This window comes from Bordetella genomosp. 8, from assembly GCF_002119685.1.
GTDB lineage: Bacteria > Pseudomonadota > Gammaproteobacteria > Burkholderiales > Burkholderiaceae_B > Bordetella_C.
The window spans coordinates 4,389,954-4,404,497 of the sequence record NZ_CP021108.1; the positions used below are offsets into that span (position 1 = coordinate 4,389,954).

The window sequence follows — 14,544 nt, forward strand, 5'->3', positions numbered from 1 at the left end:
GCAATCGATTTGTTTTATATGGCAGAGGAGACTGTAGGCGCTTTCGTCGGTGGCGTCTCTGTAAACGTATTCCAGAACGTTGAGTTAATTTCAACGTTATGCGCCGCCAGCGCATCGCGATAGCGCGCCACGCTGGCCCGCTTGATGTGGCCATAGCCACGAATCTTTTCCGGCAAGGCGGCGATCTTGACGGCACGATCCAGGTTGTCCGGACTCAAGGTGGCCAGCAAGGATTCGACGACCTCGCGATACTGACGGATCAGCTCGCGTTCCATCCTGCGCTCGCGGGTATGGCCGAAGGGGTCCACCCACGTTCCCCGCAGTCCCTTCATGCGTGCCAACACCTTCATCGCCGACAGCGTCCACGGGCCCAGCGTCATCTTGCGTGGCGATCCGGTCGTGGGATCCTTGCGTGCGAATATCGGCGGCGCCATGTGGAAACGCAATCGGTAGTCCCTGCCCGGCACGCCTTCGAACTGGCCTTCCAGCTGCCGGGTGAAGTCGCCGTTGGTGTACAGGCGCGCGACTTCGTATTCGTCCTTGTAGGCCATCAGCTTGAACAGGTTGCGGGCGACGGCCAGCGCCAGGCGCGGCGACGTTCGCGTGCCCGCGCGTTCGGCCAACTCGCGTTCGCGCGCCGCGACCCGGTCCACGAACGCGCGATACGTGGCGGCATAGCGGGCATCCTGATAAGAGGCCAGTTCCGAGGCGCGCCGCGTCACCGCGGCATCCAGGGTTTCCGGCAGGTTCAGTTGGACCACCGACTCGCGCGGGCGCAGCACGTCCCCCAAGGCCCGCGGCTGGTGCGCGGCCAGGCGGCCGGCGTCGAACGCCGCGCGATTTGAAGCCACTGCCACGCCGTTCAGCTCGATCGCGCGCAACAGCGCCGGGTGCGTCAGGGGCACGTCGCCGCGCTGCCATGCGTAGCCCAGCATGAACACGTTCGCCAGGATGCTGTCGCCGAACAGGGCCAGGGCCGCCGCGCGCGCGTCGATGGCGGCGGTCCTGTCCTCGCCCGCCGCGTGCCGCACCTTGGCGAGCAAAGCCTCGGGCCGCATGGCCGCATCCGGATTCCGCGTGAACTCGGACACGGGCGCGACATAGGTGTTGACCGTCACCCGCGTGGCGCCCCGGCGCAGTGCGCCCAGGGCGTCGGCCGACGTGGACGCCACGAGATCGCAGAGGATGGCCGCGTCCGCCTGCTGCCAGTCCAGGCGCACGGGGCCGGCCGCCATGTGACGCGGCGCCAGGCGGATATGGCTGATTACGGTGCCGCCTTTTTGCGCCAGGCCGGTCAGGTCCAGCACCGACGCGGACAGGCCTTGCAAATGGGCGGCCATGGCGACCAGCGCGCCGATGGTGATGACGCCCGTGCCGCCCACGCCCGCGACGAGCAGGCGATACGGCGCTTCCACGGCCGCGATGGCAGGCATGGGCAAGGCGGCGATCGACGCCTGCAAAGCCTCCCGGTCGCGCGTGGACGCCCCGCTCGCGCGCGGCTTGGCGTCCATGACGGAAACGAAGCTGGGGCAGAACCCGTCCGCGCAGGAATAGTCCTTGTTGCAGCTCGACTGGTCGATCGCGCGCTTGCGGCCGTATGGCGTTTCCAGGGGCACCACGGACAGGCAGTTTGACGTCGAACCGCAATCGCCGCAGCCCTCGCAGACCGCGCTGTTGATCACCATCCGCCGCGGCGGATCCGGAAATTCGTTTTTCTTGCGGCGACGGCGCTTTTCGGCGGCGCAGGTCTGGTCGTGGATCAGCACCGTCACGCCTTTCATTTCACGCAGTTCGCGTTGCAGGGTGTCCAGTTCGCGGCGGTGGTGCACGCTGGCGCCCGCGACGTCCACCCCTTGGTACTTCTCGGGCTCGTCGGTAGTGATGACGATGCGCTCGACACCTTCGCCCCGCAATTGCCGGCAGATCCGCGGCACCGAGAGTGGCCCGTCCACGGGTTGTCCGCCCGTCATCGCCACAGCGTCGTTGAACAGGATCTTGTAGGTCATGGTGGCCTGGGCCGCCACCGCCTGGCGGATGGCCAGATACCCCGAATGGAAATACGTGCCCTCGCCCATGTTCTGGAAAACGTGCGGCGTGTCGATGTAGCGCGACAGGCCGATCCAGTCCGCGCCTTCGCCGCCCATCTGTGTCAGGCCCGCGGTATCGCGGTCCATCCACGCCGCCATGTAATGGCAGCCGACCCCCGACAGGGCCTGGCTGCCTCCCGGGACCTTGGTGGACGTGTTGTGCGGACAGCCGGAGCAGAAGTAAGGACGGCGACGCATGCCGTCGGCTTCGTTGGACAAGGCATCCGGACAGGCGAACGCCGCGGCGTCGATCTTCACCAGCCGATGCGCCGCGCGGGCCAGCCAGGCCGCCAGCTGACCTGCCAGCAGGGACGGACGCAACTGGCCGGCGGAAGGAATCAAGGGTTCGCCATCCAGGCCGGTCCTGCCGGCCACGGTGGGGCGCTCGGCCTGGTTGAACAACAGATCCTTGATCTGCGTCTCGACCACGGTGTTCTTCTCCTCGACCACCAGGATGTGGCCGAGGCCACGCGCGAATTCCTGGAAACGGCCGGCGTCCAGCGGCCAGGCCAGGCCGGGCTTGTAGACGCGCACGGGCGCATCGGGCGCCTGGACGTCGATGCCGAGCCGCGCGAGCGCTTCCATCGTATCCAGATGAGCCTTGCCGACGGTGACGATCCCCACCGTCGCATGGGGCGCCGCGCAGACCAGCTTGTCGATGGAGTGCCGCGCGACGAACGCGCGCACGGCCTTCATGCGCGTATTCATGCGCTTTTCCACAGCCAGCGAAAGGAAATCGCGCGCCGTGTATTCCAGTTCTTCCGCCGGCAATTCCGGATCTTCGGGCATGGAATAGGACGGCGTGGGCGCGGGCAGGAAGGACTGCCCGCTTTCCACTGTCTCCGACACGGCCTTGAACGCCACCCAGGTGCCGGCGTGGCGGGAAAGCGCCCAACCATACAGGCCGAAGGTTTCGTATTCATCCACCGACGCCGGATGCACGATGGGCATCTGCCAGGCGATCAGCGAGGCCTCGCTGGAGTGCGGAATCGACGAGGACGCGGCGGTGTGATCGTCGCCCACCACCACCAGCACGCCGCCGTGGCGCGACGCACCGGCGGCGGTGCCATGGTGCAGCGCATCGCCGGCGCGATCCACGCCCGGGCCTTTGCCGTACCACAGGGAGAAGACGCCATCCACCTTGCGATCGGCGCGCACGCCGGCCTGCTGCGTACCCATGATGACCGTGGCGGCCATGTCCTCGTTGATCGCGGGCAGGAAGCTGATCTGGTTGGCGTCCAGGATTTTCCTGGCTTTCCACATGGCCATATCCACGCCACCCAAAGGCGATCCGCGATATCCCGACGCAAACCCGGCCGTATTCAGTCCCCGCTCGCGGTCCAGCCGGCGCTGCGTCAGCAGCATGCGCAAGAGCGCCTGCGTCCCGGTCAGGAAGACGCGTCCCTCCGTGCGGGTGTAGTTGTCTTCCAAGCGGTAGTCCAGGTCCAGCCCCAGTTCCGCGATCGGTGTACCGTCCATGATTGCTCCTCCTCGCAACATGATAGGAGCGATGGACAGCGGGTTTATTGCGTTATTGGATCGTGCTTTCCCTATAATGCGAAATGAACGTTTCGTTTTAGCCGGAATAATCGGAAAAACCATGGACAAGACCGATGTCGCGATCCTGAAGGCCCTACAGGAAGACGGACGGGCGTCGGCCCAGCAGCTGTCGGACCGGGTCGGCTTGTCGGCCGCGCCGGTGTGGCGGCGCGTCAAGGCGCTGGAATCGGATGGCACGATCGTGGGATACGCCGCGCAGGTCGATCGCACCAAGGTCGGCCTGCACGGCTGCATGTTCGCCCAGATCAGCCTGGAGCGGCATTCCTCGGACACCGTGGAAAACTTCGAACGCACGGTACGCAGCGCACCGGAAATCCTCGAGTGCTATGCCGTCACCGGCGATTCGGATTATCTGCTCAAGATACTGGTCGAAAGCCCGGAAGACTACGACCGCTTCCTGCACCGTTTCCTGTTCAATCTGCCAGGCATCCGGCAGACGCGAACCATCGTGGCCCTGCGCGAAATCAAGCACGAGCAGCGGCTGCCTCTCTAGCGTCCGCCTTGTGGCATAACGATAGACTGGAGCACGCGAGCCAGGGCCTTACATGCCGAACCAGGGCTGGAGCAGCCTCAGCCCCCAGCTCTTGAAACGGATGGGCGCATCGGTGGCGCCCAGGGTGATGCAGATGCCCTCGTCGGTCACGATGGGCTGATGCTCCACGTCGCAGTCCAGATCCGCGATGTCGCCGGCGCGGAAGATGCCGAAGCGGTCCTCGTAGGCGCCGCGCAGCACCAGGCTCAGCTCGGCGCTGCCGTGGCCATGTTCGGGCATGCGCACGCCGGGCGACAGCATCAACAGGAAAAGCCGGCCCTGCGACACGCGCGCCTTGGCCATGCGTACGCCCGGCGCCAGGAAGCGCCATTGCAGGCCGCTGTACCGGGTCCCGAAGTACGGGCGCAGGGCGGCGGGCAGGCAGTCCTCGTCGCCCTGCGCCGGCGCGGCCGCGTAAGCTCCCATGCCCGCGACCTGCCCGGCAACGACATGTCCGGCAACGGCCGGCATCCCCGAACCGTCGGCATCGAGACGTTGCAGCATGGCCGCGCGGGCCTGGGGCTTCAACAAAGAAGCCGCTTCGTCCGGGCTACCCTCGCCCGCCCGCGCTTCCAGCAACGCGCCGCCCACGGCGTCGGCTTGCCGCAGCCGCGCCCGGCAATGCGGACACATCTCCAGATGCGCGCCGACGGCCACCGAGAGGGCCTCGGGCAAGGCGCCGGCGCTGTAGCTGACCAACGTCGCGTCATCCAAGTGATGTTGAGGTTTCATGGCATCAATCCGTCAACAACGTACGTAGTTTCTTGAAGGCCAGGCGGATGCTGGACTTGACCGTCCCCAAGGGCATACTCAGGTCCTCCGCGATCTGGCCGTGGCTCTTCGCCTGGAAATAGCACATCTCGACGATCCTGGCCTGCTGCGCGGGAAGGCTGGCAAGCGCGGCACGCAAGGCCTGTTCCGAGGCTTCCTCTTCCGCGCTGCTGGTATCGGTCGCCTCGAATTCATCCAGGACCACCTGCACCGCCGTCCAGCCTTTTTCGTTCCGGTAGTGGTCGATGTACAGGTTGCGGGTGATCCGGTACAGCCAGGTACTCAACGTCGAGCGCGCGGGATCGTACTGGTCGGCCTTCTGCCACAGCTTGAACAATGCTTCCTGCACCAGCTCCTCGGCCAGGCCGGCCGGCACGCCCAGGCCTTCCAGGTAGCGGCCCAGCCGGGGCGCGTAATAGTCGTAGATACACATGAAGCTGGCACGATCGCGATCGCGCGCGACCGCGCGCACCAGCGGCGCCCAATCCGGCTGCCCGGCACACCCCTGATCGACGTCATCCACTGCGTTTCTCAAACCCGTCGCAAGCTCCGTGATTGCGGTTGTTTCCGCGGCGTCCGCCGCGGGGCCGGCGGCGCGCGCGGAATGCCGTCCGCGCGCGGCATAAACCGGCATCGAGAAGGCGAGCATAGCGGATGCGCACATCGCGCGGTCACCCGAGCGTCGATCAGGCCGTCACGGCGCTACTTCGCGCATTGCTGCGGCACCTTGCGCAGCGGTTCCGTATAGCCCAGCTCGCTCACCCTGCGTACCAGCCCCGCATAGACGTCGTCGGGCAGGCAAGGTACCCGCGCCATGATCCACACATAGTCCCGCTTCGATCGACCGACGATAGTGGTCTGGTAGTTCTCGTCCAGGTACGCGATGACGTACTCCGCCTTGATGGGCCAGACGAACTGCATGCCCCAGACGGCATTGCCGGTATCCGGCGTCACCGTCCCCACCGGATGCATGGTTTCCACCTTGGCGTCGAAGCTGCCGTCCCGATACCGGAAGTCGGTCTGGATCCGGCCGTCCGGCAACAGGCGGTAGCTTTCCACCGCGTCATAGGCATTGCGTTCCGGAAAACTGGGAATATGCGCGATGACATACCAGTCCCCCATGAAGCGGTGCAGGTCCACATGATTGACGGGCGGCATGGGCGTGGGGGTACTGCATCCCGCCAGCAGGCCCGCGATACCGGCACAAAGCGCGCGCAACATGGTCATTCTCCCCGCGGGTGGCTGAACAGGTAATGGCCCACGCCCCATTGCTGGCCATCGTCATAGCCGAACAATTCGGCGCAAGCCATCCAGAACATGCGCCATCGCTGGTGCCACAGGCCCGCGAGCGGCCCGTAAGCGCCAGCCAGCGCCTTCCTGGCCCGGTCGGCACGGGCGTCCTGGTTGGCCAGCCAGTGATTGGCCGTGCGCTGGTAATGCGTCCCGTCCAGGAACCATCTGTCTTCCAATTGCAGGTCGCCCTGGAAATGCAGCAGTGTCGAAGCCGCCGGCATGATGCCGCCCGTGAAGAAATGCCTGCCCATCCAGTTGTCGGCCCCGGCGGTCTCGAACGGATACGCGCGTTCGCGATGGGCGAAGATATGGACGAACAGCTTGCCCGCGGGGTACAGCCATCGGGCGATGTTGGCCATCAGGGCCTGGTAGTTGCGCATGTGCTCGAACATCTCTATCGACACGCAGCGGTCGTAGGCCCCGTGGGGCAGCGACAGCACGTTCACGTCGCAGGTCAGCACACGGACATGCCGCCAGCCCCGCTCGCGGCAACGGGCCTCGATGTGCTGGCGTTGCGTGACGGAATTCGAGACGGCGGTAATGCGCGCGTGCGGAAACTGCTCCGCCATCCATAGCGTCAGCGAGCCCCAGCCACAACCCAGTTCGAGAATATCCTGCCCGTCCGCGAGTTCCGCCCGCTCCGCATAGAGGCGCAACATGGCTTCCTCCGCCTGGTCCAGCGTTTCGTCGCCCGTGGGGTAGTAGCAACTCGAGTACTTCATGCGGGCGCCCAGGCAGAGCTGGAAGAATTCGGTGGGCAGCTCGTAATGCTGGGCGTTCGCGGCATCGGTATGGATGGCGACCGCGCTTTCGCGCAGGCTGGCGATGAGCTGCTGTTCGCGCTCAGTCCAGGCCTCAATGCCGCCCGCATACTCCTGGGCCAGGCGCTGTCCGCAAAGGCGGCGTATGCCCAGGCGCAGGAGCGGATCCGGAACCAGGCCGCGCTCGGCCAGCCCCAGCAGTCCGGGCGCGGGACGATCGGCGGCGAGTTCCGTCGCCTGCAGGGTCGCTGTCGTCATGGCGTGCCTCGTCGTATGGAAATCAGGATTTGGGAAACCAGGGAAAGAAGGCCGGCGTACGGCCCTGGTAATCGCGATAGTCGTCGCCGCGGCTGCGCAGCGCCTGCTTCTCGGTATAGGGCACGCCGCTGATCCAGCGCAGGAATACGAACATCAGCACCGGCCCCAGCCAGGCAAGCCAGGCCAGCGGCGATCCCCAGGCCAGCGCCACATACGCGAACCACTGGCACCATTCGAAGAAGTAATTGGGATGGCGCGAATAGCGCCACAGGCCGTCGCGGCAGGTCCGGCCGCGATTCGCCGGGTCGTCGCGAAATCGGTCCAGCTGGAGGTCGGCGACGATCTCGCCCGCCGCCGCGGCGACCCAGATCAGCAGCGCCAGGACCACCGGCATGCCCGCGGCCGGACTCGCACCGACGGCAAGGAATGGCAGGCAGAACAGACCCACGAGCCCCGCCTGGAACATGAACAAGCCGAAGAACTTTCCCTGGTGGCCATGCCAGTGCTCGCGGAGCGCGCGATAACGGCCGTCCTCTTCCTGCCGCACGCGCCGCCAGATATGCCATGCCAGGCGCGCCGCCCACACGCCGGCCATGACGGCCAGGCAGATCCTGGCGATGCCCGAACCCTGGCCGGTCGCGGCGATCAGCAGCGCGCTGGCCCCCATCCCGAGCGACCAGATGACGTCCACGATCCCCGCATTGCGGTGGCGGGACTGCCAGCGCCATCCCAGGGCCATGGCGACGACCATGCACATGACGATGACCAGCCATTGCTGCGGCGGCGTCATGGCTGCTCCGGTACCCAGCGATCGCCCGCGACGCGCGCCTGGGGATGGGTCAGCAGCAGGTGCGATACGCCGATCGAGCGCTCGCGGAAACCGCCTTCGCAATAGGCCAGGTAGAACTCCCACATGCGGCAAAAGCGCTCGTCGAAGCCCTGAGCCCTGACCAGCGGCAGGTGCGCCAGGAACTGTTGCCGCCAGGCTTGCAAGGTGCGCGCGTACGACAGCCCGAAGTCCTCCAGATGGACCAGCGCCAGGTCACAGGCCCGCGTCTTGGCCCGCAACATGGCCTCGATGGACGGGATGAAGCTGCCGGGAAAGATGTACCGCTTGATGAAATCCACCGACCGCAGGGCCTGCGCATAGCGATGGTCTTCGATCGTGATGGCCTGGACCAGGGCGCGTCCGCGCGGTTGCAGCAGGTCGGAGATCTTGCGGAAGTAACCTTCCAAAAAGCGCGCGCCGACGGCCTCGATCATTTCGATGGAGACCACCTTGTCATATTGGCCCTGCAGGTCGCGATAATCGCGCAGGACCACCTTGACGCGATCCTGCAGGCCGGCTTCGCGCACCCGCGCGACCGCCAGGGCATGCTGCTCCTGCGAGATGGTGGCGGTCGTCACATGGCAGCCGTAATGGCGCGCCGCATGGATGGCGAAGCCGCCCCAGCCACTGCCGATCTCCATGACCTGGTCGCCGGGCTGCAGGTCCAGCTTGCGGCAGATCAGGTCCAGCTTGCGCCTGGACGCGGCTTCCAGCGTATCGTCCGCGCCCTCCCACAGCGCCGAGGAATACATCAGGTCCTGGGAAAGGAACAGTGAAAAGAAATCGTTGCCCAGGTCGTAATGGGCGGCGATGTTGCGGCGGCTGCCCGCGCGCGTGTTGCGGTTGCCGGCATGCCAGGCCTTCAATACCCAGGCGGCCAGCCGCGCCAGCCCCGACTCCATATCGTCCAGCGTGTCGCGGTTGCGCACCAGCAGGCTCACCAGGCCGACCAGGTCGTCGCAGCCCCACATTCCCGCGCCGTAGGCTCCGCCCGCCCCCACGCTGCCGTGCGTGGCAACCAGGCGATAGAACGCCATATCGCCGACAGCCAGGTGGACGGTGGGCTCGCCGTCACCCAGCGTGGTGCTTCCCAGGCAGTCCTGGATCACCAGCCGACCATGGCGCAAGCCCGCCAGCCCGGCGAAAAGGCGCTTGCGCAGCAGGCGATCGACCTTGCCGACGCGGCTCACGGCCGTGATGGCGGCATGATCGGACGATGTCATGGGTTTCATTCGGGTTCTCCGTTCGGCGTGCCGGGGTGGTCGTAGACGGGATTGCGCTTGAGCCACAGGCGCAGCGCCTGCCAATGGATGGCACCGATCACCTGCAGGGTCATCAGCGGGAACCGCCACAGCACGCGGGCGAGCGCCGCGCCATCCAGCGTCCGGCGCCGCAGATACAAGTGGGCGTCGAACTGCGCCCGGTCCTGGTGGCTGACGCGCATGTGCACGCGCAAGTCCTCGGCCGGAGCGGTCAGCGTCCAGTCATAGGCGCAATCCATCGGCATGAAAGGCGACACGTGGAAGCGCTTGTCGAACGCCCAGGTGTAGAACTCTCCGCGCCTGCGGGCGGCGTCGACCGGCAGCACGATGCAATGGCGCTGTTTCCATGGCGTGTTGGTGATCTCGGCGACGATCGCGGCCAGGGTGACGCCGTCGGCCTCATAGCAGTAATAGAAGCTGACGGGGTTGAACACATGGCCGGCGTAGCGAGCGTGGGCCAGCAGCCGGATGGGCCCGGCGGGCACGCTATCCATGGCTTGCCCCAGGCGCGCGCGCACCGCGTCCTTCAGCGACAGGCTCGCGGCGCCGTCCGTCGCCGCACCGTCGAGATAATCGGCGCGCCGCCATTGCGCCAGGTTGGGACGGTCGGTCGACCACAGCCAGCGTCCGCGGAACACCTCGTCGATCTCGTCCAGGTCCAGATAGAGCTGCGCCATGCGGAAATCGAAGGCGTGCATATGCGGCAGATGCCGTTTGTGCATGACCCGGCCTTCATAAAGCGCGCTCTTCATGCCGCCACCTTGGCCGCGGCCGCCGTGGCCTCCGGCCGCGACTGGATTTGCCGTACGACGTCGAGCGCGCTGGCCACGCCGTCCTCATGGAACCCCCACCCCCAATACGCGCCCGCGTACCACGTACGCTGGTGGCCGGAGATGTCCTGCCGGCGAGCCTGCGCGGCCACCGACGCCACGGTGTAGACAGGATGGTGATAGCGCATGCGCGCCAGCACATGCGCCGGATCGATGGCGTCGTCGCGGTTCAAGGTGACGATGAAAGGCAGGCGCGATTCCAGGCCCTGGAGCAGATTCATGCAGTAGCTGACCGAACAGGGCGCGCCTGGATCGGCCGGCACATAGGCGTTCCACGCGGCCCAGGCCTTGCGGCGCCCCGGCAGCACGCGGGCATCGGTGTGCAGCACGACGTCGTTGTCCTGGTAGGCGATCGCTCCCAGGACCTCGCGTTCGGCGGGCGTGGGATCCGCGAGCAGGGCCAGGGCCTGGTCGCTGTGGCAGGCCAATACCACATGGTCGTAGGCGTCGCGCTCGTCGGGCGTCACGACCGTGACCGAATCGGTGTGCCGCACGACGGCGCGGACCGGACACTGCAGACGCACGCGCACGCGCCAGCGCTGCCGCAAGGCCTGGATATAGCTGTTGGAACCGCCCTGGACGACGCGCCACTGCGGCCGCTGGCTCACCTGCAGCATCTGATGGTTGGCCATGAACCGCACCAGGTAGCGGGCGGGAAATTCCAGGATGCGAGCCGCCGGCGATGACCACAGGGCCGACGCCATGGGGATCAGGTGATCGTCCCGGAACGCCGCGCCGTAGCGATGCTGGTGGAGATAATTGCCCAACGTCGGGCCGGGCCCGTCCCCCTGAAGCAAGCCCGGCGCCTCGCGGTAGAAGCGCATGATGTCCCGCACCATGCCCAGGAAGCGCGGCGACACCAGGTTGCGGCGCTGGCAGAACAGCGCATCCAGCGACGTGGCGTTGTATTCGAGGCCGCCGGCCTGCTTGTGGACGGAGAAGCTCATGGTCGTCGGCTGCGACGCCACGCCCAGCTCGTCGAGCATGGCCGTGAAGCGGGGATAGTTCACCGGGTTGTGAACGATGAAGCCGCTGTCCACCGCGTACTGGCGGCCATCCTGTTCGACCGCATGGGTATGCGTATGTCCGCCCAGGTAGTCGTTCGCTTCGTAAAGCGTCACGTCGCAGTCGCGCTGCTGGCCCAGCTTCCAGGCACAGACCATACCCGCGATGCCCGAACCGATGACGGCCACGCGCATGTTCACTCCTTGGCGCGCGCCAGCACCCAGGCCGGCACGGGCTTCAGGTCCCAGATCAGTCCAGCGGCCGCCAGCAGCCGCAGGCCATACCAGGTGATATCGATCTCGCCGGCGCGAAAGCCCTGGCGCGCCGAGCCAGGATAGAAATGATGGTTGTTATGCCAGCCTTCCCCGAAGGTCAGCAGCGCCAGCCACAGGTTGTTGCGGCTGGCGTCCGAGGTATCGTAGCGGCGCTTGCCATAACGGTGCGCCAAGGAGTTGATGGTCACCGTCGCGTGGAATAGCGCCACCGTGGAGATGCAGAAGCCCCATACCAGCATCTGCGGACCATCGGTACCCAGGCCGGGGGCGTAGTGCTCAAGGGCGGCGCCCAGGGCATAGCAGCCCAGCGCCAACACCGCCGGCACGGCGACATCGTAGCGGTCCAGCCAACGCAATTCGGGGAAATTCCTGAGATCGGGCACGCGCTGCATGTCGGTGGCGAAAGCGCGCGGCGTCAGGAACCAGCCCATGTGGCTCCACAGGAAGCCGTGGCGCATGGGCGAATGCAAATCCAGGGCGTCATCCGCATGGCGATGGTGGTGACGATGATGCGCCGCCCACCACAAGGGCCCCCGCTGCGCACAGGCGGCGCCCGCGAGCGCGAACACGAACTGCATGGGCCGCGACGTGCGGAAGGTGCGGTGGGAAAAATAGCGGTGGTAGAAGGCGGTAAGGGCGAACATGCGCAGCGCGTACAGCCCCGCCGCCACCGCCAACGCCACCGGCGATACGCCCGTCCAGAACACCCCCAGGCAGGCCAGGTGCAGTAGCAGGAATGGCAGCGCCCGGGCCACGTCGATACGATCCAGGTCGCCGCCCGGCGCGCCCTGCGCCTGCGTGTCCACCCACCGCCGTATCGACGTGGTCCAGCCACCGATGCCACCTTCCGAGTCCCCGCGCATTATCCTGTCCTGTCCTGTCCAAGCCGTGTCCCTTCATACGGGGCCTGGATGGGTTTGGATCACCTAGGGATAACCCGCAGAAGCGCCGTTCCCGCTTGGGAATGAAATTGGCTGTGCCCCGGAACGGTGACGAGCCCGACCTTATCCCGCCGACCTCATACCCAGGAGACTCATGGCTACCGGCAGCAAGAAAGTCATTTATGTGGCGCTGGCTGGCAACTTGCTCATCGCCCTGACGAAGTTGTTCGCCGCCATGTACACCGGCAGCTCCGCCATGCTGTCCGAAGCGGTCCATTCACTGGTGGACACCGGCAACGGCGGATTCCTGCTGTATGGCATGCGGCAGGCGCGGCGACCGCCCGACAAGCGCTTTCCCTTCGGCCACGGCAAGGAAATCTACTTCTGGAGCTTCATCGTGGCGCTGCTGATCTTCTCGCTCGGCGCCGGCATCTCGATCTACGAAGGCGTCCGGCACTTGCGTGAGCCCGTCCGGATCGAAGACCCCGTCGTCAACTACATCGTGCTCGGACTGAGCATGTTGTTCGAAGGCAGTGCGTGGCTGGTGGCGCTCAAGGAATTCAGGCGGCAAAAGGGCAAGCAGGGGTATCTGGAAGCAGTCGAAGCCGGGAAGGATCCCACGGCATTCGCGGTGCTCCTGGAAGACAGCGCCGCCATGTTGGGCCTGCTGTTCGCACTGGCGGGGCTCACCTTGAGCGAGGTCACCGGCAACATGATGTATGACGGCGCCGCGTCCATCGTCATCGGGGTGATCCTCGCGTCCGTGGCGATATTGCTGGCCCGCGAGACCAAGGGCCTGCTGATCGGCGAAAGCGCCTCGCCGGAGGTGGTGGACGGTGTCCGGGCGCTGATGGAAGAAACCCCTGGCGTCGATCGCGTCAACGAAATCCTGACCATGCATATGGGCCCGGACTACATACTGGTCAACGTCAGCCTGATGCTATCGCCCACTCTGGATCGCGCACAGGCGCATGAGATATTCGACCTGATCGATGCGCGCATCAAGTCGCGCTACCGGCGGGTCAAGCGCGTCTTCATCGAATCCGAAACGCGGCTACAGCGTACGGGCAGCGACCAGCCCTCGAATTAGGCGACCTGAACAAAAAAAGCCCGCAAGGCATTCGTGCTTGCGGGCTTCTGGCCCAGGCGGTTGCCCGCCCTGCCGTGAACGGTGGCTCAGACCTGGAACGCCAAGCTCATTTGTCGACGAAGCCGGCTTGCTCCAGGAGCTTGCGGGTGCGCGGGATTTCCTTGGCGATCAATTCCTTGAAGGATTCGCGGCTTCCACCGTAAGGCTCCGCCCCTGCCTCCGCGAGCTTGGTCCGCAGCTCGCCGCTTTGCAGGGCCTTGTTGATCGCGGCATTCAGTTTGTCCAATATCGGTTCCGGCGTACCGGCCGGGGCCACGATCCCATACCACGGCGCGATGTCATAGCCAGGGTAGCCCTGTTCCGCGATGGTGGGGATGTCCGGCGCCTGATCGGAGCGCTTGGCGGTGGACATACCCAGGGCGACCAGCTTGCCGGACCGTACCTGCGGCAGTCCCGTCATGATCGTGTCGAAGTACAGGCTTACCTGTCCGCCCAGCAGCGCGGGAATGGCTTCGCCGGCCCCTTTGTAGGGCACGTGAAGAATGTCGGTGCCGGTGGCTTGTTTCAGCAGTTCGCCGGCCAGATGGGACGTGGTGCCGGTGCCGAAGGACGCGTATGTCAGCTTGCCCGGGTGGGCGCGCGCGTAAGCCACCATCTCCGGCAGGGTCTTGAACGGCTGCCCGGGCGTGGTCAAAAGGATATTCGGCGTGTAGGCCACCATGGAGACAAGCTCGAACTTGTCAGGATCGTAGCCAAGGTTTTTTTGCGTGAACCGGTTGGTGACGACCGCCGCCGGTCCCCCCATCAACAAGGTGTAGCCATCCGGAGCGGCCCGGGCGACGATGGAGCTTCCGATGGCGGCCGCGGCGCCGGGGTGTGCCTCCACCACGAATGGCTGGCCGAAGTCCCGCGATAGCACCAGCGCGACTTGCCGCGTGATCAGGTCAGTGGCGGATCCCGCCTGGAATGGAACGACGATTTTGACCGGCCGGTCTGGCCAGGAGGCGGGCTGAGCCCATCCGGCATTAGGCAGGACTGACGCGATAGCGAGCATCAGGCCCGATACGGCTTTCTTCATGTGTACCCCTTGCATGTTCGATTGGCGGTTTA

The 14,544-nt window shown here is 65.9% G+C and carries 13 protein-coding genes; 2 read left to right on the plus strand and 11 right to left on the minus strand.

Going from position 1 to position 14,544, the window contains the following annotated elements; genetic code table 11:
* Positions 1-14: 14 nt before the first annotated feature.
* Positions 15-3,566 (minus strand): indolepyruvate ferredoxin oxidoreductase family protein, encoded by a 3,552-nt coding sequence (locus CAL12_RS19955; protein WP_086066216.1) that lies wholly within the window; start codon positions 3,564-3,566, stop codon positions 15-17.
* Positions 3,567-3,687: 121 nt separating this feature from the next.
* Here CAL12_RS19955 and CAL12_RS19960 point away from each other — a divergent pair, with 121 nt between their 5' ends.
* Positions 3,688-4,140 carry an Lrp/AsnC family transcriptional regulator gene (locus tag CAL12_RS19960; RefSeq protein ID WP_086066217.1) on the plus strand — a complete coding sequence of 151 codons (453 nt, stop codon included), beginning with the start codon at positions 3,688-3,690 and terminating at the stop codon, positions 4,138-4,140.
* Positions 4,141-4,188: 48 nt separating this feature from the next.
* On the opposite strand, the gene CAL12_RS19965 is transcribed toward CAL12_RS19960, so the two are convergent.
* The 9 genes from CAL12_RS19965 to CAL12_RS20005 form a co-directional block, all read right to left on the minus strand.
* Positions 4,189-4,911, minus strand: coding sequence for a ChrR family anti-sigma-E factor (locus CAL12_RS19965; protein ID WP_086066218.1), 723 nt, complete (start codon positions 4,909-4,911; stop codon positions 4,189-4,191).
* Positions 4,912-4,915: 4 nt separating this feature from the next.
* Complete coding sequence (locus CAL12_RS19970; RefSeq protein ID WP_198298274.1) at positions 4,916-5,473, minus strand: sigma-70 family RNA polymerase sigma factor; 558 nt, start codon at positions 5,471-5,473, stop codon at positions 4,916-4,918.
* Positions 5,474-5,652: 179 nt separating this feature from the next.
* Complete coding sequence (locus CAL12_RS19975; RefSeq protein ID WP_086066219.1) at positions 5,653-6,171, minus strand: lipocalin family protein; 519 nt, start codon at positions 6,169-6,171, stop codon at positions 5,653-5,655.
* A gap of 2 nt (positions 6,172-6,173) precedes the next feature.
* Positions 6,174-7,262, minus strand: a complete 1,089-nt coding sequence (locus CAL12_RS19980; RefSeq protein WP_086066220.1) for an SAM-dependent methyltransferase — start codon at positions 7,260-7,262, stop codon at positions 6,174-6,176.
* Positions 7,263-7,284: 22 nt separating this feature from the next.
* Positions 7,285-8,052: a DUF1295 domain-containing protein gene (locus CAL12_RS19985; protein WP_086066221.1), complete on the minus strand. Its 768-nt coding sequence runs from the start codon at positions 8,050-8,052 to the stop codon at positions 7,285-7,287.
* Positions 8,049-9,323 carry an SAM-dependent methyltransferase gene (locus CAL12_RS19990; RefSeq protein ID WP_086066222.1) on the minus strand — a complete coding sequence of 425 codons (1,275 nt, stop codon included), beginning with the start codon at positions 9,321-9,323 and terminating at the stop codon, positions 8,049-8,051. The genes CAL12_RS19985 and CAL12_RS19990 overlap by 4 nt, the downstream gene beginning before the upstream one ends.
* On the minus strand, positions 9,320-10,105 hold the full coding sequence (locus tag CAL12_RS19995; protein ID WP_086066223.1) for a DUF1365 domain-containing protein: 786 nt from the start codon (positions 10,103-10,105) through the stop codon (positions 9,320-9,322). The genes CAL12_RS19990 and CAL12_RS19995 overlap by 4 nt, the downstream gene beginning before the upstream one ends.
* Positions 10,102-11,382 (minus strand): NAD(P)/FAD-dependent oxidoreductase, encoded by a 1,281-nt coding sequence (locus CAL12_RS20000; RefSeq protein WP_086066224.1) that lies wholly within the window; start codon positions 11,380-11,382, stop codon positions 10,102-10,104. Before CAL12_RS20000 ends, CAL12_RS19995 begins: the two co-directional genes overlap by 4 nt.
* A gap of 2 nt (positions 11,383-11,384) precedes the next feature.
* A complete protein-coding gene (locus CAL12_RS20005; RefSeq protein ID WP_086066225.1) occupies positions 11,385-12,326 on the minus strand; it encodes an acyl-CoA desaturase in 942 nt (313 codons plus the stop codon).
* A 172-nt stretch (positions 12,327-12,498) separates the two neighbouring features.
* Here CAL12_RS20005 and CAL12_RS20010 point away from each other — a divergent pair, with 172 nt between their 5' ends.
* On the plus strand, positions 12,499-13,434 hold the full coding sequence (locus CAL12_RS20010) for a cation diffusion facilitator family transporter (RefSeq protein WP_086066226.1): 936 nt from the start codon (positions 12,499-12,501) through the stop codon (positions 13,432-13,434).
* A 106-nt stretch (positions 13,435-13,540) separates the two neighbouring features.
* On the opposite strand, the gene CAL12_RS20015 is transcribed toward CAL12_RS20010, so the two are convergent.
* On the minus strand, positions 13,541-14,488 hold the full coding sequence (locus tag CAL12_RS20015) for a Bug family tripartite tricarboxylate transporter substrate binding protein (RefSeq protein WP_232464943.1): 948 nt from the start codon (positions 14,486-14,488) through the stop codon (positions 13,541-13,543).
* Positions 14,489-14,544: the final 56 nt, after the last annotated feature.